The 21,749-nt window shown below is 69.0% G+C and carries 23 protein-coding genes; 14 read left to right on the top strand and 9 right to left on the bottom strand.

Features of this window, described 5'->3' with window-relative positions:
* Positions 1–21: 21 nt before the first annotated feature.
* From MET9862_RS00175 to MET9862_RS00155, 5 genes are all read left to right on the top strand, one after another.
* Entirely contained in the window at positions 22–1,167 is a 1,146-nt protein-coding gene (locus MET9862_RS00175; RefSeq protein ID WP_142581088.1) for a YihY/virulence factor BrkB family protein, read from the top strand.
* Between the two features lie 63 nt (positions 1,168–1,230).
* A complete protein-coding gene (gene msrB / locus MET9862_RS00170; RefSeq protein WP_142581087.1) occupies positions 1,231–1,638 on the top strand; it encodes a peptide-methionine (R)-S-oxide reductase MsrB in 408 nt (135 codons plus the stop codon).
* A gap of 271 nt (positions 1,639–1,909) precedes the next feature.
* Positions 1,910–2,824, top strand: a complete 915-nt coding sequence (locus tag MET9862_RS00165) for a hypothetical protein (protein WP_142581086.1) — start codon at positions 1,910–1,912, stop codon at positions 2,822–2,824.
* Between the two features lie 345 nt (positions 2,825–3,169).
* On the top strand, positions 3,170–4,552 hold the full coding sequence (locus MET9862_RS00160) for a dicarboxylate/amino acid:cation symporter (RefSeq protein ID WP_244612494.1): 1,383 nt from the start codon (positions 3,170–3,172) through the stop codon (positions 4,550–4,552).
* Between the two features lie 5 nt (positions 4,553–4,557).
* Positions 4,558–5,460 carry an ROK family protein gene (locus MET9862_RS00155; RefSeq protein ID WP_142581205.1) on the top strand — a complete coding sequence of 301 codons (903 nt, stop codon included), beginning with the start codon at positions 4,558–4,560 and terminating at the stop codon, positions 5,458–5,460.
* A 197-nt stretch (positions 5,461–5,657) separates the two neighbouring features.
* Here MET9862_RS00155 and MET9862_RS00150 read toward each other — a convergent pair whose 3' ends face one another.
* From MET9862_RS00150 to flgF, 8 genes are all read right to left on the bottom strand, one after another.
* A complete protein-coding gene (locus MET9862_RS00150) occupies positions 5,658–6,659 on the bottom strand; it encodes an ABC transporter substrate-binding protein (protein ID WP_142581084.1) in 1,002 nt (333 codons plus the stop codon).
* A 73-nt stretch (positions 6,660–6,732) separates the two neighbouring features.
* A complete protein-coding gene (locus tag MET9862_RS00145) occupies positions 6,733–7,518 on the bottom strand; it encodes an ABC transporter permease (RefSeq protein ID WP_142581083.1) in 786 nt (261 codons plus the stop codon).
* A 12-nt stretch (positions 7,519–7,530) separates the two neighbouring features.
* On the bottom strand, positions 7,531–8,367 hold the full coding sequence (locus MET9862_RS00140; protein WP_142581082.1) for an ABC transporter ATP-binding protein: 837 nt from the start codon (positions 8,365–8,367) through the stop codon (positions 7,531–7,533).
* A gap of 138 nt (positions 8,368–8,505) precedes the next feature.
* Positions 8,506–9,567: an NAD(P)H-dependent flavin oxidoreductase gene (locus MET9862_RS00135; protein ID WP_142581081.1), complete on the bottom strand. Its 1,062-nt coding sequence runs from the start codon at positions 9,565–9,567 to the stop codon at positions 8,506–8,508.
* A gap of 116 nt (positions 9,568–9,683) precedes the next feature.
* Positions 9,684–10,436 (bottom strand): flagellar basal body L-ring protein FlgH, encoded by a 753-nt coding sequence (gene flgH / locus MET9862_RS00130; RefSeq protein ID WP_142581080.1) that lies wholly within the window; start codon positions 10,434–10,436, stop codon positions 9,684–9,686.
* Positions 10,437–10,450: 14 nt separating this feature from the next.
* Complete coding sequence (gene flgA / locus MET9862_RS00125; protein WP_244612493.1) at positions 10,451–11,533, bottom strand: flagellar basal body P-ring formation chaperone FlgA; 1,083 nt, start codon at positions 11,531–11,533, stop codon at positions 10,451–10,453.
* Positions 11,534–11,541: 8 nt separating this feature from the next.
* The gene (flgG, locus tag MET9862_RS00120; protein ID WP_142581079.1) at positions 11,542–12,333 is read right to left on the bottom strand and encodes a flagellar basal-body rod protein FlgG; all 792 of its coding nucleotides are present in this window, start codon (positions 12,331–12,333) and stop codon (positions 11,542–11,544) included.
* Between the two features lie 17 nt (positions 12,334–12,350).
* The gene (gene flgF / locus MET9862_RS00115) at positions 12,351–13,091 is read right to left on the bottom strand and encodes a flagellar basal-body rod protein FlgF (RefSeq protein WP_142581078.1); all 741 of its coding nucleotides are present in this window, start codon (positions 13,089–13,091) and stop codon (positions 12,351–12,353) included.
* Between the two features lie 268 nt (positions 13,092–13,359).
* Here flgF and fliL point away from each other — a divergent pair, with 268 nt between their 5' ends.
* The 8 genes from fliL (at position 13,360) to rfbA (ending at position 20,235) form a co-directional block, all read left to right on the top strand.
* A complete protein-coding gene (gene fliL / locus MET9862_RS00110) occupies positions 13,360–13,863 on the top strand; it encodes a flagellar basal body-associated protein FliL (protein WP_142581077.1) in 504 nt (167 codons plus the stop codon).
* A 77-nt stretch (positions 13,864–13,940) separates the two neighbouring features.
* The gene (gene fliM, locus MET9862_RS00105) at positions 13,941–15,155 is read left to right on the top strand and encodes a flagellar motor switch protein FliM (protein ID WP_142581076.1); all 1,215 of its coding nucleotides are present in this window, start codon (positions 13,941–13,943) and stop codon (positions 15,153–15,155) included.
* 6 nt (positions 15,156–15,161) lie between these two features.
* Positions 15,162–15,632, top strand: coding sequence for a DUF6468 domain-containing protein (locus tag MET9862_RS00100; protein ID WP_142581075.1), 471 nt, complete (start codon positions 15,162–15,164; stop codon positions 15,630–15,632).
* Positions 15,629–16,567 carry a MotE family protein gene (locus tag MET9862_RS00095; RefSeq protein ID WP_306438877.1) on the top strand — a complete coding sequence of 313 codons (939 nt, stop codon included), beginning with the start codon at positions 15,629–15,631 and terminating at the stop codon, positions 16,565–16,567. Before MET9862_RS00100 ends, MET9862_RS00095 begins: the two co-directional genes overlap by 4 nt.
* A gap of 159 nt (positions 16,568–16,726) precedes the next feature.
* The gene (gene rfbC, locus MET9862_RS00090) at positions 16,727–17,278 is read left to right on the top strand and encodes a dTDP-4-dehydrorhamnose 3,5-epimerase (protein WP_142581074.1); all 552 of its coding nucleotides are present in this window, start codon (positions 16,727–16,729) and stop codon (positions 17,276–17,278) included.
* Positions 17,279–17,391: 113 nt separating this feature from the next.
* Positions 17,392–18,447, top strand: coding sequence for a dTDP-glucose 4,6-dehydratase (rfbB, locus tag MET9862_RS00085; protein WP_142581073.1), 1,056 nt, complete (start codon positions 17,392–17,394; stop codon positions 18,445–18,447).
* A 4-nt stretch (positions 18,448–18,451) separates the two neighbouring features.
* Positions 18,452–19,351, top strand: a complete 900-nt coding sequence (rfbD, locus tag MET9862_RS00080) for a dTDP-4-dehydrorhamnose reductase (protein ID WP_142581072.1) — start codon at positions 18,452–18,454, stop codon at positions 19,349–19,351.
* Positions 19,348–20,235, top strand: coding sequence for a glucose-1-phosphate thymidylyltransferase RfbA (gene rfbA, locus MET9862_RS00075; protein ID WP_142581071.1), 888 nt, complete (start codon positions 19,348–19,350; stop codon positions 20,233–20,235). The genes rfbD and rfbA overlap by 4 nt, the downstream gene beginning before the upstream one ends.
* Positions 20,236–20,330: 95 nt before the next feature.
* Here rfbA and MET9862_RS00070 read toward each other — a convergent pair whose 3' ends face one another.
* Positions 20,331–21,269, bottom strand: coding sequence for a metal-dependent phosphohydrolase (locus tag MET9862_RS00070; protein WP_244612492.1), 939 nt, complete (start codon positions 21,267–21,269; stop codon positions 20,331–20,333).
* Positions 21,270–21,441: 172 nt separating this feature from the next.
* On the opposite strand from MET9862_RS00070, the gene MET9862_RS00065 reads away from it, so the two are divergent.
* The gene (locus MET9862_RS00065; RefSeq protein ID WP_142581070.1) at positions 21,442–21,720 is read left to right on the top strand and encodes a hypothetical protein; all 279 of its coding nucleotides are present in this window, start codon (positions 21,442–21,444) and stop codon (positions 21,718–21,720) included.
* The last annotated feature ends 29 nt before the right edge of the window (positions 21,721–21,749 follow it).

The raw sequence follows: 21,749 nt of genomic DNA, 5'->3' as shown, positions 1-21,749 counted from the left end.
CGTGCCGGTGCCCTCGACCCGATGACCTCGCCCAGATCCGCGCGCCCGACGCCGTCGCCTGAGACCGCCTCGCTCCTCTGGACCTTTCTCCTCGGCATCGCTCTCGTCGCCCTCGCGGCGGCGCCGCGCCGGTCCGAGACGACGGAAGAGGACGCGCCGCCGGAGCGGAACGGATCCGGAGCCGTGTCCTATGCCGGGCGCGCGGCCCGCCGGGTCGCCGCCACCCAGCCCGAGCGCGGGCGCTTGGCAGGGAGTCCGGAGGAGATCCCGCACCGAGGCTGGAAGGACATCGCGTACCGCGTCTATCTCGAATTTAACAAGGACCGTGTGCTCTCTGTGGCGGCGGGTGTCACCTTCTACACGCTGCTCTCCCTGTTCCCCGCGGTCGCCGCGCTGGTCACCTGCTACGGCCTGTTCGCGGACGTGAACGTCATCAACGACCACCTTGCCGCTATGCAGGGCGTGCTGCCCTCCGGGGCAATCGAGATCGTCGGCGATCAGGTCAAGCGCATCGCAGCCAAGGGCGGCGGCACGCTGGGCCTGACCTTCTTCACGAGCCTTCTGCTTTCCCTGTGGAGCGCCAATGCGGCCATGAAGGCGATGTTCGACGCCCTCAATGTGGTCTACGAAGAGGAGGAGAAGAGAAGCTTCGTCATGTTGAATTTGCGCTCGCTCACTTTCACCGCGGGCGCCCTCGTCTTCACCATTCTGGCGCTGACCTCGATCGTGATCCTGCCGGTGGTGTTCAGCTTTGTCGGGATCAGCGACTCCGCTTGGCTGATCGCGGCCTTGCGCTGGCCGGCGCTCCTCGTTGTGCTCCTCGCCGGCCTGTCGCTGCTCTACCGATACGGCCCGAGCCGCGAGCAGGCGCGCTGGCGCTGGGTCGGTGTCGGCAGCATCGTCGCCTGTCTGCTCTGGCTCGCGGCTTCGCTCCTCTTCTCGTGGTACGTCGCCAATTTCGGCAATTACAACGAGACGTATGGCTCGCTCGGCGCCGTGATCGGCTTCATGACATGGATCTGGATCTCGTCCACGATCGTGCTGCTCGGCGGGGAGATCAACGCCGAGATCGAGCATCAGACCGCGACCGACACGACGACGGGGCCGCCGCTGCCGATGGGCCTGCGCCAAGCCCGCATGGCCGATACCTTGGGCGCGGCAGCGTGACCGGCTGACCGGGCGGCGTCCCCTCCCCATATTGGGTGTTGAGCCCCGCATGGAGGACGACGAATGAGCACGCGTGACGCTGAGGCCGAGACGCGCACCGAGGCCGAGTGGCGCGAGGCACTCACGCCCGAGCAGTATCGGGTCCTGCGGGAGCACGGCACCGAGCGCGCCGGCACGAGCTGCCTGCTGGCCGAGAAGCGACCGGGCACCTTCGCATGCGCCGGCTGCGGCACCCCGCTCTTCGCCTCCGGCACCAAGTACGAATCGGGCACGGGGTGGCCGAGCTTCTTTGAGCCCCTGGCGGGCGCGGTGGAGACCGAGACCGATCGCAGCCACTGGATGGTGCGCACCGAAGTGCATTGCGCTCGCTGCAAGGGCCATCTCGGCCATGTCTTCGACGATGGCCCGGCTCCGACCGGCCTGCGCTACTGCATGAACGGCGCCGCGATGATCTTCGAGCCTGCTGCCTGAAAACACCGCGTTCCGTGGGGACGAGGCACCTCCATCGTGGGTTCCGGCCAGGCACGGTCTTGATTTCGCTGCCTTTCCGCGTAGTCCCTGAAGGACGAGAGGCTGCTGCGGATCTATCGACCAGTGGTTGAGCGCCGTTCAGGTACCCATCTCGAGATCGGGTCTCCTGCCAGTTCGTGCGCGAGATCGCCGGTCGGAGACCCCGAGTGGCCCGAAGCGTCCATCCTCCGGTCGTCGGACCGCTGGAAGGCCCCTGATGGGAGGAGAGTGTATGAGCGTTGTCCGGCGATTCCTCGTGGCGCCCTCGCTGGTGCGCCTGATCCGCAAGGAGCGCGGCGGCGCGCGCATCACCGAGGGTTACTTCGCGCCCCAGGGCGGGCGGACTTCCTTCGTGCGCGTCGATGGCCAGCAATGCCATCTCGTGCTGGTGGCTAAAGCCGCCGATGGCGGTTTGTCAGAGGAGCGCACCGAGGTGCCGCGGGCTCACGGTGACGCTCTCCTCGACGTCTGCCCTGGTAAGGCAGCCTATGACCGCACGACCCTGACGGTCGCAGGCCGCGAGGTTCTGATAGACCGCTATGTCAGCCCCGGCAGCCTCGACCTAATCAGCGTCGCATTCGACAGCGAGAGCGATGCCAACGCCTTCTCGGCTCCGCCCTGGTTCGGGCAGGAGGTGACGGCGGATTCGGCCTATGAGCGGCAGTCCGTCGCCCTTCAGGGCGCCCCCCAGGCCGGCGAGACTAGCCTCAGCAACGCGGCCCTCGACGCCGTGCTCGATCTGATCGAGCCACGTTTCGGCTTCGGCCGATACGGTGGCGCCAGCGCCCCGCCGCGCGCGCCGGAGGGCCGGCCCGAGGGCGACGACGGCGTGGTGAACACGCTCCGCCGCATCGCGGGCGGTGCGGGCGGTGTCGGCGCGGCCGCTGTTGCCGCCGCGCCCGAGGCTCCGCGTGAGCCGGCCCCCGAAGCGCTTCAGGCAGAGGCACCGGAAGCCCCGCCGCCGACACCGCCCGCGACTGACAAGCCATCCACCGACGCGCGCATCGACGATGTGATCGAGAGCCTGTCGCAAGCGCTCGGCGCTGCGATCCAGCAGCCGCAGGAGCCGGCAACCGGTTCCGAGGATCCGGCCGCCGCCTTCGAGCGCTGGACCGTACGGCCGCGCCGCACGCAGCCGCAGAGCTGATCGTCGCGCAATCCGTATCGACGTCGGCGCTTCTGCCGGCGTCGATACGGCACGACTTTGCCTGATCGACACTAAATCCAACACTGCGCAGGTTCGCCCGCGCGGCGCGTACTTGCGCACGCTGTGCCGAGACGTGGCTTTTTGCCCATCGACAGGATTTTGTCACCGAACCGGATCCGCCCTGGGCGCGTCCGCCGTTGAGGCGCTGTCGCAAAGCCGCTAGACCGGCTTGCAAGCCCGGTTAATCCGGCACAGTCGAAAAAAATCAGACGCCGTGCCGGGCCAATCCGGCCGGGGACGGAGGATGCACGCACCGCGCGTGCACGGGTGACGCGAATGGCCCAGATGCCCCAACCCGCCGCGACGCATGCCGCGGTCGCTCCGTCGGAGCCGTGGTACAAGGTCCTCTACATCCAGGTGCTGATTGCGATCGCCCTCGGCGTGGCGGTCGGGTATCTGTATCCGGATTTCGGCAAGTCGCTCAAATGGCTCGGCGACGCCTTCGTGGCGCTCATCAAGATGATGATTGCGCCGATCATCTTCTGCACAATCGTGCACGGTATCGCTTCGATCGGCGACCTGAAAAAGGTCGGCCGCGTGGGCCTCAAGGCACTGATCTACTTCGAGGTGGTCTCCACGATCGCGCTTCTGATTGGCATCATCGTCGGCGAGATTATCCAGCCCGGCGCCGGCTTCCACGCCGACCCGTCGAAGCTCGATGCGAGCAAGGTCGCAGGCTATGCTCAGAAGGCGGCGGCCGATTCGACCATCGCCCACATCATGGCGATCATCCCGAAGTCCTTCTTCGATGCCTTCGCCACCGGCGACTTGCTGCAGGTGCTGCTGATCTCGATCCTCACCGGCGTCGTCGTCACCGGCATGGGCGCGAAGGCTGAAGGCATCTCCCACGCGATCGACACCGCCGGGCAGATCTTCTTCCGCATCATCGGCATGATCGTGAAGCTCGCCCCGCTCGGTGCTTTCGGCGCAATGGCCTTCACGATCGGCGAGTACGGCATCGGCAAGGTCGTGGACCTGGCTTGGCTGGTGGGGACCTTCTACGTCACCGCCTTCCTGTTCATCGTCCTCGTGCTTGGCGGCATCGCGCGCTTCGCAGGGTTCTCGATCTTCCGCTTCCTCGCCTACATCAAGGACGAACTGCTCATCGTGCTCGGCACGTCCTCCTCCGAGACCGTGCTGCCGCACATGATGACCAAGATGCGCCGCCTTGGCGCTTCCGACTCGGTGGTCGGCCTCGTCATCCCGACCGGCTACTCGTTCAATCTCGACGGCACCAACATCTATATGACGCTGGCGACGCTGTTCCTGGCGCAGGCGGTGGGCGCGGACCTGTCGATCGGCCAGTACGCTACGATCATCGTCGTGGCCATGCTGACCTCGAAGGGCGCCTCCGGTGTGACGGGCGCAGGCTTCATCACGCTCGCCGCGACGCTCGCCGCCATCCCGAACAACCCGGTCCCGGTCGCCGCGATGACCCTGGTGCTCGGCATCGACAAGTTCATGTCCGAGTGCCGGGCGCTCACCAACCTCGTCGGCAACGGCGTCGCCTGCGTGGTGGTTAGCCGCTGGGAAGGGGAGCTCGACATGGCCAAGCTCAACGAGGTGATGTCGCATCCGGTCACGATCGGCACGCACATCTCCGATGAGAGCCCTGAGCCGATGGCGACCGAGACCGGCACGCCCAGCAAGGTCGCCGCCGCCGAGTGAGCGCGCTGCGCCTCGGCATCGATCTCGGCGGTACGAAGATTGCCGGGATCATCCTCGACACTGAGGGCAGGGTGCGGGCAGAGGCGCGCGTGGCGACTCCGCGTGGCGACTATGCCGGGACTCTACAGGCCATCGCGGACCTGGTGGCGCAGCTGGAGAGCGAGGTCGGTGGACGTTGCAGCGTCGGCCTCGGGATGCCGGGCGCGATCTCGTCGCAGACCGGCCTCGTCAAAAACGCGAATTCGACCTGGCTCAATGGCCAGCCCTTCCTGAGCGATCTCGAGGCGGTGCTCGACCGGCCGGTGCGCGCCGAGAACGACGCCAACTGCCTCGCCGTCTCCGAGGCGGTCGACGGGGCTGGGGCGGGGGCCGGGATCGTCTGGGCGATCATCCTCGGCACGGGCGTCGGCTCCGGCATCGCGCTACGCGGGCGAGCCCTCTCGGGACGAGACCGCATCGCCGGGGAATGGGGCCACAATCCGCTGCCGCGCCCGATCGATGCCGAGCGGCCGGGACCGCCCTGCTATTGCGGCCGCTCCGGCTGCATCGAGACCTGGGTCTCGGGCCCTGGCCTCGCCGCCGACCATCTCCGCCGCACCGGTGCCGTCGCGGGCGGCGAGGCGATCGTCGCAGCGATGCGCGCGGGCGACGCGGACGCGCAGGCGACCTTCGCGGCTTATCTCGACAGGCTCGGGCGCAGCGTCGCTTACGTGGTGAACATCCTGGACCCGGATATGATCGTTGTCGGCGGCGGTCTGTCGCGCCTGCCCGAGCTGATCGACGGCCTGCCCGCCGCGACCGCGCCCCACGTCTTCTCTGATACTTTCGACACGCCGATCCGGGCGAGCCTCCACGGCGACGCCTCGGGCGTGCGCGGTGCGGCGTGGCTGTGGAGCGAGACCGGCTGAGTCTCCCCGGTCGCAGAGGAAGCGGTCAACTCTTCTGAGTGGGCCTACGGCTACTCACATCACCCCTGCGAGGCTTGGCGCTCAGCGTGCCGCAGGTCGCCGGCGTGCCGCCTCTCCCGTTCGGGAGAGGGGATCCGCCCCTCCTTCGGGAGTCATCGCGCGAATGGGCTAGTCTCCGCTGTAAGCTGGGCTTCCCTTCAGCCCATGGCGCGTTTGACGAAGCGGTCTTCGAAGGTCTTCGACAGGTCGATCTGGGCGCCCTGAAGCTCCGGATCGAGAGTGCGCACCAGTTCAAGTACGCTCGCCATGCCCTCCGGTGTCGGCAGGCCAGTGCGGGAATAGCTCTCAAGGGAGTTTCTCACGGCCTGTGTGTAGAGCGCCTTGTCGCCGAAATGGTAGGTGGGTGGCACCAGGGCTGTGACATCCTCCGGCTTGGCGGTGGCCAGCCATTTCAGCGATTTAGCGAACGCGTTGACCACCTTCTGCATCGCCGCGCCGTGATGCTCGATCCAGTCCTGCTTGGTGTAGACCACGGCCGCCGGGTTCGGGCCTCCGAAGAGTGCACGGGTGCCGGCCTCGGTGCGGGTGTCCACGAGGATCTGGATGTCGCCGTCGGCCTCGAGCTTGGCGATGACTGGGTCGAGATGGGAGACGGCGTCGATCTCGCCCTTCTTCATCGCCGCGATGGCGCCTGCGCCGCCGCCGATGCCGATGAGGGGGGCGTCGCTGGCTTTGAGGCCGGCCTTGATCATCGCGTACTGGAAAGCCAGCGCGGTCGAGGAGCCAGGAGCGGTCACACCGATCTTGCGGCCCTTGAGGTCTGCCACCGACTTCACCTTATCGGCGAGATCCTTGCGCACGCCGATCACGATGGCGGGCAACCGGCCGAGTTCGCACACGGCACGCACGTCCTGTCCCTTCGCCTGCATGCGCAGCGTGTGCTCGTAGGCGCCCGTCACCACGTCGACGGAGCCGCCGATCAGCGCCTGGAGCGAGCGGGCGCCACCGCCGAAATCGTTGATCTCTGCCTCGATGCCCTCGTCCTTGAAGTAGCCCTTCTGCTCAGCCACCGTCAGCGGAAGGTAATAGAGCAGCGGCTTGCCGCCGACACCGATGCGGACCTTCACAGTGTCGGCTCTAGCGGTCGAGCCGACGGCCAGCGCTGCGGCGGCGCCGGCGAGGAAGCTGCGGCGTTCCATGATCGTCCCTCTCCCAAGCTTCTTCTTTGCGGGCATGCCGCATTTTGTATTCAACGGCGGCGCCCCGACCGGGTCAACCGTGTCCCCCCGCCTGCGGGCGCCAGACCAGGAGCCGGTTCTCGATCAGTGTGACGACCGCGTCGATCACGATGACGAAGACGGTGAGGATCAGCATGCCGGCAAAGACGCCGGTCACGTCGAACACGCTCTCGGCCTCGTGGATCTTGTAGCCGAGGCCCGCGGAGGACCCGAGATATTCGCCGACCACGGCGCCGACGAGGGCGAAGCCCACCGCCGTGTGCAGCGAGGAGAACATCCAAGTGAGCGCTGAGGGCCAGTACACGTGGCGCAGCAGGCCGCGCTCGCTCAAACCCAGCATACGGGCATTGTTGAGCACCACCGGGCTCACCTCGCGGACGCCCTGGTAGACGTTGAAGAAGACGATGAAGAAGACCAGCGTGAAGCCGAGCGCCACCTTCGACCAGATGCCGAGCCCGAACCACAAGGCGAAGATGGGGGCGAGTACGACCCGGGGCAGGGCATTGGCCGCCTTGATGTAGGGATCGAACACGGCGGCGAGCAGTGCGTTGCGGGCGAACAGGAAGCCGAAGGCGATGCCGCCGGCTGCGCCGAACAGAAAGGCCAGTACCGTCTCTTGTAGGGTGATCCAGAGATGGCCCCAGATGTCGGGCGTCGTCAGCTCGGCCCAGGTCCGGACTAGGACCGCGCCCGGCGTCGAGAAGAAGAACTGAATCTGCTTCGGGCTGCCAAGCACCGGATAGACAGTCAGAACGTGCCAGATCGACAACCCGATGAGGCCGACGAGGATCTGCAGGGCGAGGAGGCCGAGGCGGTTCATGCGCGGATCCCCTCAAGCCGGTCCGGTGGCGTAGGCGCGGGAGACCTCGACCCGCAGGCATGACCAGATCTCCCTGTAGAGGTCGTGGAAGGCCGGCTCCAGGCGGATCTCGCTGATGTCGCGGGGCCGCGCCAGCGGGACGGGGAAGTCGCCGACGATCCCCGCCGCGGGGCCGGCGGAGAGCACGACCACCCGGTCGGCCAGCGCGATCGCCTCTTCGAGGTCGTGGGTCACGAAGATCACCGCCTTGCGGTTGGCCGCCCAGAGGTCGAGGAGCAGGTTGCCCATGATCTGGCGGGTTTGCGCATCCAGGGGCCCGAAGGGCTCATCCATCAGCAGGATCTCGGGATCGCGGATCAGCATCTGCGCGAGCGCGACGCGCTTGCGCTGGCCACCCGAGAGCATGTGCGGGTAGCGGTCCACGAAGGCGGAGAGGCCCACCCGACCGAGCCAGCCGCGTGCCCTATCCCTGGCCTCGCTCCGGGCGACACCCTTGGGCTCGAGCGCGACAGCCACATTGTCGAGGGCGGTCTTCCAGGGCATCAGCGCATCGGCCTGGAAGAGATAGCCCGCGCGGGCGTTGAGGCTGGGCAGTGGGTCGCCGAAGATGGAGACGCGGCCGGTGACGGGCTTCAACAGGCCCGCGGCGGCGTTGAGGATGGTAGATTTGCCGGAGCCCGTGGGGCCGACCACGGCCACGAACTCGCCGGGCCGGACCGCAAGGTCGATATGCTCCACTGCGACGTAGCGCTTGGCTCCCTTCAGACTGAAGGCGAGGGCGATATCCTCCAGCCGCACAGCATCCGTGCCGGATTGGGCTCCCCCATGCTGCCGGCCGATCTCGCCCATGCGCCATCTCCCGTCGCCGGCTATGCGGCGTTGCCGGCGACGTTTTCCCGGAGTGGGCGGCCGAGATCAACCGAATGTGAGCGCGCAGGCGCGACAGAGAGCCTGCATCCAAGGGAATGTTTCGCTCGCGGAGCGGGATCAGCGCAGCCGCTCGGCGCCGGAAGCGAGCGTGCGGGTCAGCTCCGCCGCCGTGCAGGGCTGGGCGAGGGCAGCGGCCTGGCCGGACCAGAGCGGGCTGAAGGCGCCGGACCCTTGAGCCTCGGCCGCTGCCCGCAGGGGCTGCAATGCTGCCGCGGCGCGGGGGAAGGCGGGCGCGTCCGGGCTGATTGGACCGAGTTCGCGCATCGCCCGGTTGAGGATGCCGCGCGCGGGCCGGCCGGTGAACACTGTGGTGAGGGCCGTGTCGGAATCGCTCGATTCCGAAAGTGCCGTCCGATGCACGACCGAGAGACCGGCCTCCGCACAGAACAGGTAGGCGGTGCCGACCTGCACCGCGGCGGCTCCCAGCGCGAAGGCCGCCGCGACGCCGCGAGCGTCGGCGATTCCGCCCGCGGCAATGACGGGAACATTCACTGCATCGACCACCTGCGGCACCAAGGCGATCGTGCCCACTTGCCGGCCGATGTCGGCCGACAGGAACAGGCCGCGATGGCCGCCGGCCTCGAAGCCTTGCGCGACGATGGCGTCGACGCCGCGCGCGGCGAGCCAGCGCGCCTCGGCGACCGTGGTCGCGCAGCCGAGGATGCGGCAGCCGGCCGCGCGGACCTCGGCGAGCAGGTCCGCGTCCGGCAGGCCGAAATGGAAGCTCACCACCGGCGGGCGCAGCGCGCTCACCACTGCGGCCATCGCCGCGTCGAAGGGCGCGCGCTCCGGCCCCGGCGCCACCGCGTCCGGATCGAGCCCGAACTCGGCATAGTAGGGGGCGAGCCGCCGCATCCAGGCCGCGTCGCGCTCCGGGTCGGGGGCGGGGCGGGTATGGGCAAAGAAGTTGAGGGCGAAGGGCCGGTCGGTCCGCGCGCGCAGACGCTCGACCTCGGCACGCACGCCGTCCGGCGTCAGCGCCGCGCAGGCGATCGAGCCGAGCCCGCCCGCCGCGCTCACCGCGGAGGCGAGCGCGGGCTTCGGCCCGATCATCGGCGCCTGGATCACCGGCAGTTCGAGGCCGAAACGCTCGCAGAACGCCGCACGCGGATTGCTCATGCCTCGCTCCTTCCGCTCCATAAGATGCAAACTCAATGCATCTTATGGCCAGGCGCGGCAAGGATGCCGGGACCCGTCCGCTGACGATAGGGGCCCGGCCTCAACCCGAGCGATCCTCAGAACGGCAGCAGCACGTCGATGACCTGCTGGCCGTAGCGCGGCTGCTGCACATCCGTGATCTGGCCACGGCCGCCATAGGCGATGCGCGCCTGGGCGATCTTGGCCGAATCGATGGTGTTGTCGGACTCGATGTCCTCCGGCCGTACCACGCCGGCCACGATCAGCTCACGCACCTCGAAATTGACGCGGATCTCCTGCTTGCCCTCGACCACGAGATTGCCGTTCGGCAGCACCTGCGTGACCACGGCCGCGATGTTCGTGGTCACCGTCTCGGCCCGCTGAACCGAGCCGGCCCCGTCGCTCGAGGTGTTCGAGTTGAGCGTCAGGAGCTTGTCGGGCGTGATGCCGGCGGCGGTGACCGCGGCGCTGTTCTCGAGGCCGAAGGCGTTCGGCAGGCCCAGCCCTTCGGTGTTCGCCCGTGAGCGCTTGGTCTCGTTGTTGAGGTTGGCCTTGTCGGTGACGTTGACCTTCACGGTGACGAGGTCGCCGATCCGGGCGGCGCGCTGATCCTTGAAGAAGGCGCGCGAGCCGGTACGCCACAGGGAGTTCGGCGCGTAGGAGACCGGCTGCACATCCGGCATCGGCATCCGAACCGGCTTGTAGCCGGGCTGCGAGGTCGGGTCCTCGATCGCCGACAGGGCCGGCTGCGCGCCGATCTGCGACAGGCGGTCGACCGTGTTGCAGGCGCCGAGGCCGCCGCAGGCGAGGGCGAGCAGGGCGAGGGAAGGCAGGTGCAGGCGACGGGACATGGCTCGACCTGGTCTCAGCGGATCATCGGGTTGGCGGCGGCGCTGGCCTGCCGCTGCGGCGCGGCCGGGCCGACCGCGACGCGGGCCGGCCCGACGACCGTGCCCTGGACCACCTTCTTGGAGGTGGCGTTGAGGACGCTGACCGTGGCCCCGAGACGGCCGGCATCGTTGCTGATGCCGCGCATCGACAGGCTGATGCCGGGCGCGTCGTAGACGAGGGTCACCATCTCGCCGCGCGCCACGAGCTCGGGCGGCGCGGTGTCGCCGGCCCGCAGCACCGTGCCGGCGGAGAGCGAACGCTGCGCCACCTCGCCCGGGCTCGGCACGGTCAGGGCGTCGGGCGGCGTGCCCTCGCGCGGGCGGCGCTCCAGGGCGAGGTCCGCCTCGGCGACGCGGTCGCCGCGCGCCAGCGCCCGATTGAGAACGACCACCTCGCGCAGTTCCACCGCGACGCCGGAGACGCGCAGGCTCGCCTGCCGCTCGCCGAGGCTGATCAGCGCCGCAACCCGGCGGGGGCGCGGATCGTAGCTCACGGCGAGGGCTGTGGCCTGCCCGGCGAGGTCGAGGGGGGCGAGCAGGACCGGCGCCTCGCCGTCGAGGCGGATAGCCCGGAGCTTCGCGTCGATGGCGAAGGGGGTCTCCAGGGACCGCTTCAGGGCGGCCTCGATCTCGGGCGCGGCGACCCGGCGCGCGGCCCGCAGCACGCTGATCTGGCCGCGCCCGCCGGTCTCCACCGGTCCCAGGCCTGCGGCGGCGACCGCCTCGACGATGCGCCGGGCCTGGATGGTGCCGGTGGCGCCGAGCGCCGGGGCGCGGAACAACGGTCGCGCGCGCGCGGAATCCGGGGCGTTCTCGACGAGGTCGCCGAGCGTCAACACATCGCCCCGCGCGGTCACGTCGCCGCGCAGCCGCATCGGCGCCTCGGCGCGCGCGGGACTCGCGAACATGCCGATCGCGCCGAGCGCCAGAACGGAGAAGATGGCCCGCAGGACGATGGACAGGCGCATCGGCACGGCGCGCGCCGGCAGGCGCCGGACCATCGGTGTCAGGTCGGAGAGATCGGGCAACGGATCGGCGTCTGCGAAGGGGGCGCTCATGGGCGGCCTCAGCTCCGGAACATCTGCGAGGTGGTGGAGAGCATCTGGTCGGCGGCAGTGACGACCTTCGAGTTCATCTCGTAGGCGCGCTGCGCGGCGATCAGGGACGAGATCTCGGTGACGGCGTTCACGTTCGCTTCTTCGAGATAGGATTGCTGCAGGTTGCCGAAGCCCTCCGCGCCGGGCAGGCCGTTGATCGCCGGCCCCGAGGCCGCGGTCTCGATGAACAGGTTGTCGCCGATCGATTCGAGGCCGACCTTGTTGACGAAGCGAGCGAGCTGGAACTGGCCGAGCTGCTGCGGCGCGGTCTGGCCCGGCAAAGTCGCCTGCACGGCGCCCGAGGCGCTGATCGTCACCGAGGTCGCGGTGTTCGGCACGGTGATGCCCGGATCGACGAGGTATCCGTCGCGGGTGACGAGCTGTCCCTGCGCGGAGAGATCGAACGAGCCGTCGCGGGTGTAGGCGGTGCGCCCGTCCGGCATCGTCACCCGGAACAGGCCCTCGCCGCGGATCGCGACGTCGTAATCCTTCTCGGTCGAGGTGAGCGTGCCCTGCGACATCACCCGGGCCGTCGAGGTCGTCTTCACGCCCGAGCCGATGGCGAGCCCGGCCGGGAGCTGCGTGTTCTGCTCCGAGGTCGAGGAGCCGGCCCGGCGAAGGTTCTGGTAGAGCAGGTCCTGGAAATGCGGCTGCTGGCGCTTGTAGCCGGTGGTGCGCAGGTTCGCGATGTTGTTCGAGATGACCTGGACGTTGAGTTCCTGGGCCGCCATGCCGGTGGCGGCAGCGTAGAGGGCGCGCATCGGGAGCGGTCCTTGCCTTAGGCGACGTCGGCGAGGCGCCGGATCGCGGTGCCGCGCATGTCGTCGAGACGCGAGATCACGCTGGAGATCATCGCGTAGCTGCGGTTCACGTCCATCAGCCGGGTCATCTCGATGACCGGCCGCACGTTGGAGCGCTCCAGCGCCCCGGATTCGAGGCGCCCCTGCAGGCCGGCGGGCTGGGCGGGATCGGGCGAGGCGTAGAGGTTGCCCCCTTCGCTGGTGAGCCGCTGCGGGTTGGCGAAGGTGACGAGCTTGAGCTTGCCGCGCACGCCGAAATTGGTGGAGACGGTGCCGTCGGTGCCGATGGTCAGCCCGGTCTCCTGGGCGTTGATCTGGATCGGGCCGCCATCGCCCTGCACGGCGTGGCCGTCGCTCGTCACCAGCGTTCCCTGCGCATTCACCTCCAGCGCGCCGTTGCGGGTGTAGCGCTCGCCCTGCGGGGTCTGGACCGCCAGGAAGGCGGGCCCGCGCAGGGCCACGTGGAGCGGGTTGCCCGTCTGCTCCACCGGTCCCTGGGCGAGGTCGAGCACGGTGCCCTGGTCGATGACGTAGGAGAGGCGGCGGTCCGAGCGCTGGAACGAATCCGCGCTCGCCACCGGCATCAGATATTCCTGGAAGCGAATGCCGCGGCCCTTGAAGCCGTTGGTGGCGACGTTGGCCATGTTGTTGGCGATGACGTCGAGCTCGCGCTGGAGCGCGACCTGGCTCGACACACCGACGAAGAGGGCGTTCTGCATCGCTTGAGGTCCGGCACGTGCGGCAGGCACGGTCGGGATCCCCTGCGCATCCTCCGTGCCAACCGGGCCTGGAACTGAACGCCGTGTGTTCTCAGTGTCTTAGGGTTAACGATGGTCGGCTTTCGGTTCTTCCGTCAGCGCCCGGCGGCAAAGCCGACCCGGCACAATTTGCCTCCTTAACGGCGCGTTAACTGCGTTTCGCGATACCGGACCACAGACTTGGCGCCCGAACGGCGGCACGTCATCATCAACGCCGGACGCGACGTTCATGGCCAAGAAGCCGAAGAAGGCGCCCGCCGAGGGCGAGGCCGCCGAGGCGGAAGCCCCGAAGAGCAAGAAGAAGCTCATCATCATCGGCGCCGTCGCCCTGCTGGCGCTCGGCGGCGGAGGCGCCTTCGTGATGAAGAAGCGCGCTGCCGCCCATGCCGAGGGCGAGCACGCCCAGGTCGAGGAGAAGAAGCCCGTCGTCTTCCTCGACGTGCGCGAGATGATCCTCAACCTCACGCCGGAAGCGAACCAGGACAAGGCCAAGTTCGCCAAGATCCGCATCGCCCTGGAGCTCAAGGACGCCAAGGTCGAGAGCGAGGTGAAGCCGCTGATGCCGCGCGTGGAGGATACGTTGCAGGTCTACATGCGGGAGCTGCGCGCGAGCGACCTGTCCGGTTCGGCCGGCCTCTACCGGCTGCGCGAGGAATTGCTCCGGCGCGTGAACGTCGCGACCTACCCCGCGAAGGTCGAGGCGGTGCTCTTCAAGGACGTGATCATTCAGTAGTCCCCGATCGCCGCGCCGCAGGTCTTCGCCCGCGGGCTGCGGCCCCTCTTCACCGAACCCTGCTTTAGGCCGCGCGGATGGAACCGGACGACCCGAACGCCGAGGACGATTGGGCCGCAGCCCTGCTGGAGCAGGGGGCCGAGGGCGGTGACGCGTCGCTCGCCGAGGAGTGGGGCGCCGCGCTCGCCGAGCAGGGCACCACGCGCGCCGCCAGCGACGTCGCCGCCGAATGGGCGACGATGATCGAGGACGGGGAGAGCGACAACCTCCCCGAGCTCGCCGGCAACGACCGTATCCTCACCCAGGACGAGATCGACGGGGTCCTGGGCTTCTCCATGCGCGAGCTCTCGGCCTCCGGGGCCGGGGGCGTGCGCGCCATCGTCGATTCGGGCGTCGTCCAGTACGAGCGCCTGCCGATGCTGGAGATCGTCTTCGACCGGATGATCCGGTTGTTGTCGACGAGCCTGCGCAACTTCTTCCAGGACAACGTCGAGGTCACTCTCGACAACATCACCTCGGTCCGCTTCGGCGACTACGTCAACGCGATCCCGCTCCCGACCCTGCTCGGCGTGTTCCGGGCCGATGCCTGGGAGAATTCCGGCCTCGTCACGGTCGAGTCGAACCTCGCCTACTCGACCCTCGACCTCCTGCTCGGTGGCAAGCGCGGCGGCTCGTCCTCCCGCCTCGACGGACGGCCCTTCACGGCGATCGAGATGCAGCTCGTGCGCCGCCTCGTCGAGATCATCCTCGGCGACCTCGAACTCTCCTTCCAGCCGCTCTCGCCGGTCCGCTTCGCGATCGACCGCATCGAGACCAATCCGCGCTTCGCCACCATCACCCGCCCCGGCAACGCCGCCATCCTGATCGGCCTGCGCCTCGACATGGACGGGCGCGGCGGCCTGCTGCAGATCCTGTTCCCCTACGCGACCATCGAGCCGATCCGTGAACTGCTCATGCAGAGCTTCATGGGTGAGAAGCTCGGCCGCGACCATATCTGGGAAGGGCACCTCGCCACCGAGATCTGGCAGGCGGACCTGACCATGGAGGCGGTGCTCCACGAGATGATGCTGCCTCTGAAGCGCGTGATGGCGCTCAAGATCGGCGACACGCTGATGTTCGACGCCAAGCCCTCCGACCTCATCACCGTGCGCTGCGGAGACTGGTCCCTGACGCAGGGCCGGATCGGCCGGATCGACGACAACATCGCCGTGCAGGTGACGCGTCCGCTCAGGCGCTCGCGCACCACGCTGCAGGCCTACGAAGCCTCCATGAACAACCGCAACGACGGGTAGGCTGCGATGAGCGTCCTGATCACTCTGCTCGCCGACATCCTCGTCGCGGTCCTGCTCGTCGCGACGATCGCCACCTCGGTGCGGCTGTCGCGGCGTATCGCGCAGCTGAAGGGCGACGAGGCGGCGCTCCGGCAGACCATCGGCGACCTGATGATCGCGACCAGCTCCGCCGAGCGGGCGATCGGCTCGCTGCGGTCGGCGGTGGACGAATCCGACCGGATGCTGGCCGAGCGGCTGGAGACGGCCTCCGCCTGCGCGGCGGGGATCGCCGCCCAGGTCGCGGCCGGGGAAACCGTGCTGGCTCGGATCGGCGCCATCGTCGGCGAGGCCCGCAGCGCCGCCCGCCCGGCCGCGCCGCCATCGCCCGCGCCCACCCCCGTCCAGGGGGCGCATAGCGATCGGCTCGGTGCCGCGGCCGCGGCGAGCCTCGCCATGACCGAGCGTGCCCTGCAGCGCGTGCGGAACCGGGCCGCATGAGCGGCCCGCCCGAACAGGCTCCAGCCAACAAGCCGGCCCTCGCGAAACCGGCCGACGCCCGGCTGGCCCAGGCGCAACTATCCCAAGCTCAGCTGGCTCAAACCAAGCCGGGTCGGGTCAAGCCGCGTCAGGCCAAGCCGGCCCTGGCGCGGCGCGCGCGCGACGCGGCATCGGCCCTCCGCCGGTCCCGCTTGAAGCCGGCGAGACCCTTCCGCCTGCGCCTGATCGATGCGGTGACGCTCGCCGCGAGCGGCCTGCTGGTTCTGAAGCTCGGCTCCCTGACCCTGTCCGATCCGCCGCCGAACGGGGCGCTGCCGGAATTCGCCCGCGTGCTTGCCGAGGCGCGCAGCGGCTACGTCCCGACCGACCCGGCGACGACCGGCTCGGTGACGCCCAAGGAGGCCGAGAAGCCGAAGGAGCCGGAACCGCCGCCGCGCGCCCAGCCGCCGATGCCGGATCCGGTGTCGCCGACCGAGCGGGCCCTGCTCGAGAAGCTGGCCGCGCGGCGCGACGCCCTCCGGCAGAAGACCGATGAGCTGGAGCTGCGCGAGCGCGTCCTCGGCGAGGCCGAGCGCAAGCTCGAATCCGGCGTCGGCGATCTCAAGAAGGCGGAGGAGAAGGCCGACGGCGCGCCTCAGCGGGAGGATGCGGCCCGGCAGGGCCTGAAGAACATCGTCACCATGTACGAGACGATGAAGCCGAAGGATGCGGCGCGCGTCTTCGACCGGCTCGGCCACGAGGTGCTGGTGCCGATCGTGCTCGCCATGAACCCGCGCAAGATGGCCGAGGTCCTGGCCGTGATGCAGCCGGACGCGGCCGAGCGCCTGACCGTCGCGCTCGCCAATCGTGCCCGCGGCGTGCAGCCTCAGCAGGCACAGGCCGCTGCCGGCCTGCCGCCGAATGAGTTGCCGGCGATCGAAAGTCCGGGGCGCTGACCGGATTGTCATTCCGGGCAGGCTCCGGGATCCGTGACTTGACAGATGCCTGCAATCTCGGGATGCCGCGGGCATATCGGCGCCGATAGCCTGTCTTGCTGCGGCTCTCCGCCTCCTGCCGACGTTGTGCGGCGGGGGCGTCCCTGAGGAGGGGATCCCATGGAAGTGATCGACACGGAGATCCCGGCGGTCAAGCTCGTCCGACCGAAGCGGCACGGGGACGCGCGCGGCTGGTTCAGTGAGACCTACCGGGCGGACGTTCTGGCACGGGCGGGCCTCGACATCGCCTTCGTGCAGGACAACCAGTCGTTCTCGGCGCCCAAGGGCACGATCCGGGGTCTGCACTTCCAGCTCGCGCCGGCGGCCCAGACCAAGCTGGTGCGCGTGCTCGCCGGCGCCATCCTCGACGTGGCGGTGGATCTGCGCGCGGGCTCGCCGAGCTTCGGCCGGCACGTCGCGGTGAGGCTCGATGCCGAGGCCGGCGATCAGCTCCTGGTGCCGCACGGCTTCGCGCACGGCTTCTGCACGCTCACCCCCGATACGATGGTCGCCTATAAGGTGGACGCCTATTACAGCCCCGCCCATGACCGGGCCCTGGTCTGGAACGACCCGGATGTCGGCATCGCCTGGCCGCTGGCCGAGGCGGAGGCGATCCTCTCCGACAAGGACCGCCGCGCGCCGCGCCTTGCCGAGATCGGGCCGCAATTCTAAGGCAGGGGCTGTCCAAGTCCTTGATCCTGCGCGTATCGCGTCGGTCCTCGGGACGTGATCGAACCGGCCTGAGCCCATCGGGACAGGCCGCGCCTCTTCGGAAAGGCTTGGCGATGCGGATATTGGTGACCGGCGGCTGCGGCTTCATCGGCTCGGCGCTCGTGCTGCACCTCGTGCACGATCTCGGACACGAGGTGGCGACCGTCGATGCGCTGACCTACGCCGCCAACCCGGTCTCGCTGGCCAGCCTCGAGGGCGATGCGCGCCACCGCCTGATCGAGGCCGACATCTGCGATCGGCCGGCGATCCTCGAGGCCTTCCGCAGCTTCCGCCCGGAAGCGGTGATGCATCTGGCCGCCGAGAGCCATGTCGACCGCTCGATCACCGATCCGGGTGCCTTCGTGCGCACCAACGTGATCGGCACGCAGGTCATGCTCGACGCGGCCCGCGGCCATTACGAGAGCCTGTCGGGCGCGGAGAAGGAGCGGTTCCGCTTCCTCCACGTCTCCACGGACGAGGTCTATGGCTCGCTGCCGCCGGGCGGATTCTTCACGGAGACGAGCCGCTACGATCCGCGCTCGCCCTATTCCGCCTCGAAGGCCGCCTCGGACCATCTCGCCCGTGCTTGGCACGAGACCTACGGGCTTCCGGTCCTGGTGACGAACTGCTCGAACAATTACGGGCCGCGCCACTTCCCCGAGAAGCTGATCCCGCTGATGATCCTCAACGCTCTGGAGGGGCGCCCGCTGCCGGTCTACGGCGACGGTCAGAACGAGCGCGACTGGATCCATGTCGAGGACCACGCCCGCGGCCTCGTGGCGGTGCTGGAGCGGGGCCGGCTCGGCGAGACCTACCTGCTCGGCGGCCGGGCGGTGCGCAACAATCTCGCGGTGGTGAAGGCCCTGTGCGCGGCCTTCGACCGGCTGCGTCCCGAGGGCGGCCCGCACGAGCGCCTGATCACCTTCGTGGCCGACCGTCCGGGCCACGACCGGCGCTACGCCATCGACCCGTCGAAGGCGGAAGGAGAACTCGGCTGGGCGCCGACCAAGAGCTTCGAGGAGGCCCTGGAGGCGACCATCCGCTGGTATCTCGACAACGAGGCGTGGTGGCGCCCGATCCGCGAGGGCCGCTACAAGGGCGAGCGCCTCGGCCTCGGCACCGCGGGCTGAGGCGATGAACGTCCTCATCCTCGGCGGGGCGGGCCAGGTCGGCACCGAGCTTCAGGCGCTCGCCTGGCCGGCCGGCACCGTCCTGCACGCACCGAGCCGCACCGAGCTCGACATCACCGACGCGGCTGCGGTCGCCGCCGCCCTCGATGCGGGCAGCTACGGCGCGGTGATCAACACGGCCGCCTACACGGCGGTCGACAAGGCGGAATCCGAGATCGCCGAGGCCTGGCGCCTCAACGCGCTGGCGCCGGCCATCCTGGCGGCCGAGACGGCACGGCGGTCGATCCCGCTCGTGCATGTGTCCACCGACTACGTCTTCGCCGGCACGAAGGCGGGCCCCTACCAGACCGACGACCCGATCGCGCCGCGCAGCGTCTACGGCGCCAGCAAGGCGGGCGGAGAGCTCGCCGTGCGCACGGGCAACCCGCGTCATGCCGTCGTGCGCACTGCCTGGGTGGTGAGCCCGCACCGCGGCAACTTCGTCAAGACGATGCTCCGGCTCGCCGGCGAGCGCGACAAGCTCACCGTCGTCGATGACCAGCACGGCTGTCCGACGAGCGCGGGCGATCTCGCCGTCGCCCTGATGACGATCGCCCTGCGCCTCGCTGAAGACGCGGACGCGCCGACCGGCACCTTTCACTGCGTGAATGCCGGCGCCACCACGTGGTGCGGCTTCGCCCGCGCCATCGTCGCGGGAGCCGCCCGTCGCGGCGGCCGCGCGATCCCGGTCGAGGGCATCCCGACCACCTCCTATCCGACCCCGGCGCAGCGCCCGGCCAACTCGGTCCTCTCGACCGACACGCTGACGGCCGCCTTCGGCGTCGTGCCACGGCCGTGGGAAGCGGCGCTCGACGACATCCTCGACCGGCTCATGGGCCGGGTCGCAGCGGAGACTTCACGATGAAGGGCATCGTCCTGGCCGGCGGCTCCGGCACGCGGCTGCACCCCGCCACGCTGTCGATCAACAAGCAGCTGCTGCCGGTCTACGACAAGCCGATGATCTACTATCCGGTCTCGGTGCTGATGCTCGCCGGTATCCGCGAGATCCTGATCATCTCTTCGCCGGAGCATCTCGGCAATTATCAGCGCCTGTTCGGGACCGGTGAACAGTTCGGGTTGTCCTTCAGCTACGCGGTGCAGCCGCGGCCGGAAGGTCTGGCCCAGGCCTTCATCATCGGCCGCGACTTCGTCGGTGACGACGACGTGGCGCTGATCCTCGGCGACAACCTGTTCTTCGGTGCCGGCATGGGCGAGCTGCTCGGCCGCGCGGCCAGCCGCAAGCAGGGCGCGACGGTCTTCGCCTATCATGTCGACAACCCGCAGGCCTACGGCGTGGTCACCCTCGACGCCGCGGGCCGTGCGACGCGGCTCGTGGAGAAGCCAAAGGAGCCGGAATCGACCTGGGCGGTCACCGGCCTGTATTTCTACGACAACCAAGTCCTCGACATCGCGGCCGCGGTGAAGCCTTCACCGCGGGGCGAGCTCGAGATCACCAGCGTGAATGAGGCCTATCTGGAGCGGGGCCAGCTCCACGTGGAGCGGATGAGCCGCGGCTACGCCTGGCTCGATACCGGCACGCATGACAGCCTGCTGGAGGCCTCGGAATTCGTGCGCACGATTCAGCATCGCCAAGGCCTTCAGGTGGCGTGTCTCGAAGAGATCGCGTTCCTGCAGGGCTTCATCGACAAGGCGCAGCTGGTCGCTCGCGGCGAGATGTTCGCCAAGACCGGATACGGCCAGAACCTGCTCCGCCTCGCCCGCGAGCATCATCCTGCACCGCCGGTCTGATAGCTTGGTCGGCGCGATCGGCCGATCATCGTTCGAAGCTTCCGCGACTGCCCTTTGACCGCCTGGTCCTGAGGCGTCGGCTGCAAGGCGGGGCCTCAGGATGAGGTCGAGAAGGGGTCGGCCGGAAGAATACTCGGCCGGTCCGTGCGGACAGGCTCCGAGAGATCGTGGGGCGCCGCTGCTTTGAGCCCGGGATGCGGCCCCATCCGGCGGCGGTCGTGCTCCATGGCGAAGACGTGGGCGTAGAGGTTGGCGACCCAGCGCCGTCCATCCACCGTCAGGTCCAGGGCGCGGATGCCGTCGCCGATCACCGGCTCGACCTTCGACCAGAAGAAGGCCGGGTAGCATTCGGCCACGTCGGCGGGGTTGCTGTAGCCGAGCTGCGCGTTCAGCCCGACCTCGGCGAATTCCTGATACAGGGCGTTGAGCTTGCGGGGATAGAGCGGATCGCCGAGCTGCCCGATCAGGTCGGCCGCACGCATCAGGCCGGCCTCGGTCGCCGTCTCGGCGTGGTCCGCGTCCAGCGGCACGGGAAAACGCGTCAACTCGATCGCGCGGGCCACCCGCTCGGGATCGACGAGGTCATGGTTGCGGAAGCGCTCACGCACGGCGATCTTCGAGCGCTCGACATGATAGGGGCCGAGCGCCGCGTCCGAGGCGCCGCGGGGCAGGTCGACCGTATGACCCGCGGCGTCGATGATGAAATGGCCGTCCCGGTCCCCCGAGCAGACGCCGCGCACGAAGCCGATATCGTGGTAGAGGGCCGCGACGATCGCATGCAGCCAATCCTCCGGTGAGATTCCCTGACTGAGGAACCGGCCGCGCAGGATATCCTGCGCGACCAGCGTCACGAGGGCGGTGTGGTACGCGTCGTGATAGAGCGCGTCGCTTCCGACGATGCGCTCGACGGTCAGCCGTGCCGATTCCTCGATCACCTCAGCGTAGCGCGGCTCGCGCCGTCCGAAGGTGCGCAGATAGGTCTGCGCGAGATGCGCGCCGAGGGCGTCGGCGAGGATCTTCATGGCGTCGAACATCACCCAGGTCCTCGCGCGCGATCGCCGGGCGCCTCCGGTCGAAGAAGAGGTAAGGCGCGCCGTGTCGCGGAGGAGTGCCGAGACCCCTGGATCGGCGCGGTGCGATCACGGAACATCGCCTGCCGCTTCCCGTTCGCATGGACGAGACGAAGGCAACGATCAGGAGATTCACATGAAGCAGGTCATCGCCACCGCGCTTCTCGCCGGAGCGCTGGCGGCCGGCAGTTCCGGCGCCGCGCTTGCCTGGGGCAACAGCGATTCCGGAAGCGGCCTGTCGCCCTACTCGGCCCTCAACGGCAACGATCGTTCGGCGGGGGTGAACAACGGCAATTACCGCAATCCGCGGACCGACCCCTATCTTCGGACCTACGGCTATGGGGACGATTACGACGAGGCACCGCGCTATCGCCGCGTGCAGCCGCCCCGGCATTATTACGGATATCCCTACTGAGGGCCTGCGAGACGGACGGCATCCGTCTC

The organism is Methylobacterium symbioticum, assembly GCF_902141845.1.
Lineage (GTDB): Bacteria > Pseudomonadota > Alphaproteobacteria > Rhizobiales > Beijerinckiaceae > Methylobacterium > Methylobacterium symbioticum.
The sequence above is the reverse complement of the archived record's forward strand: the minus strand, read 5'-3'. Positions and strand labels throughout refer to the sequence as shown.

What these genes read in the sequence shown, in the direction of transcription:
- MET9862_RS00175 (WP_142581088.1), top strand. Translation starts at nt 22, where the DNA reads ATGACCTCGCCCAGATCCGCGCGCCCGACGCCGTCGCCTGAGACCGCC.
- msrB (WP_142581087.1), top strand. Translation starts at nt 1,231, where the DNA reads ATGAGCACGCGTGACGCTGAGGCCGAGACGCGCACCGAGGCCGAGTGG.
- MET9862_RS00165 (WP_142581086.1), top strand. Translation starts at nt 1,910, where the DNA reads ATGAGCGTTGTCCGGCGATTCCTCGTGGCGCCCTCGCTGGTGCGCCTG.
- MET9862_RS00160 (WP_244612494.1), top strand. Translation starts at nt 3,170, where the DNA reads ATGCCCCAACCCGCCGCGACGCATGCCGCGGTCGCTCCGTCGGAGCCG.
- MET9862_RS00150 (WP_142581084.1), bottom strand. Translation starts at nt 6,659, where the DNA reads ATGGAACGCCGCAGCTTCCTCGCCGGCGCCGCCGCAGCGCTGGCCGTC.
- MET9862_RS00145 (WP_142581083.1), bottom strand. Translation starts at nt 7,518, where the DNA reads ATGAACCGCCTCGGCCTCCTCGCCCTGCAGATCCTCGTCGGCCTCATC.
- MET9862_RS00140 (WP_142581082.1), bottom strand. Translation starts at nt 8,367, where the DNA reads ATGGGCGAGATCGGCCGGCAGCATGGGGGAGCCCAATCCGGCACGGAT.
- MET9862_RS00135 (WP_142581081.1), bottom strand. Translation starts at nt 9,567, where the DNA reads ATGAGCAATCCGCGTGCGGCGTTCTGCGAGCGTTTCGGCCTCGAACTG.
- flgH (WP_142581080.1), bottom strand. Translation starts at nt 10,436, where the DNA reads ATGTCCCGTCGCCTGCACCTGCCTTCCCTCGCCCTGCTCGCCCTCGCC.
- flgA (WP_244612493.1), bottom strand. Translation starts at nt 11,533, where the DNA reads ATGAGCGCCCCCTTCGCAGACGCCGATCCGTTGCCCGATCTCTCCGAC.
- flgG (WP_142581079.1), bottom strand. Translation starts at nt 12,333, where the DNA reads ATGCGCGCCCTCTACGCTGCCGCCACCGGCATGGCGGCCCAGGAACTC.
- flgF (WP_142581078.1), bottom strand. Translation starts at nt 13,091, where the DNA reads ATGCAGAACGCCCTCTTCGTCGGTGTGTCGAGCCAGGTCGCGCTCCAG.
- fliL (WP_142581077.1), top strand. Translation starts at nt 13,360, where the DNA reads ATGGCCAAGAAGCCGAAGAAGGCGCCCGCCGAGGGCGAGGCCGCCGAG.
- fliM (WP_142581076.1), top strand. Translation starts at nt 13,941, where the DNA reads ATGGAACCGGACGACCCGAACGCCGAGGACGATTGGGCCGCAGCCCTG.
- MET9862_RS00100 (WP_142581075.1), top strand. Translation starts at nt 15,162, where the DNA reads ATGAGCGTCCTGATCACTCTGCTCGCCGACATCCTCGTCGCGGTCCTG.
- MET9862_RS00095 (WP_306438877.1), top strand. Translation starts at nt 15,629, where the DNA reads ATGAGCGGCCCGCCCGAACAGGCTCCAGCCAACAAGCCGGCCCTCGCG.
- rfbC (WP_142581074.1), top strand. Translation starts at nt 16,727, where the DNA reads ATGGAAGTGATCGACACGGAGATCCCGGCGGTCAAGCTCGTCCGACCG.
- rfbB (WP_142581073.1), top strand. Translation starts at nt 17,392, where the DNA reads ATGCGGATATTGGTGACCGGCGGCTGCGGCTTCATCGGCTCGGCGCTC.
- rfbD (WP_142581072.1), top strand. Translation starts at nt 18,452, where the DNA reads ATGAACGTCCTCATCCTCGGCGGGGCGGGCCAGGTCGGCACCGAGCTT.
- rfbA (WP_142581071.1), top strand. Translation starts at nt 19,348, where the DNA reads ATGAAGGGCATCGTCCTGGCCGGCGGCTCCGGCACGCGGCTGCACCCC.
- MET9862_RS00070 (WP_244612492.1), bottom strand. Translation starts at nt 21,269, where the DNA reads ATGTTCGACGCCATGAAGATCCTCGCCGACGCCCTCGGCGCGCATCTC.
- MET9862_RS00065 (WP_142581070.1), top strand. Translation starts at nt 21,442, where the DNA reads ATGAAGCAGGTCATCGCCACCGCGCTTCTCGCCGGAGCGCTGGCGGCC.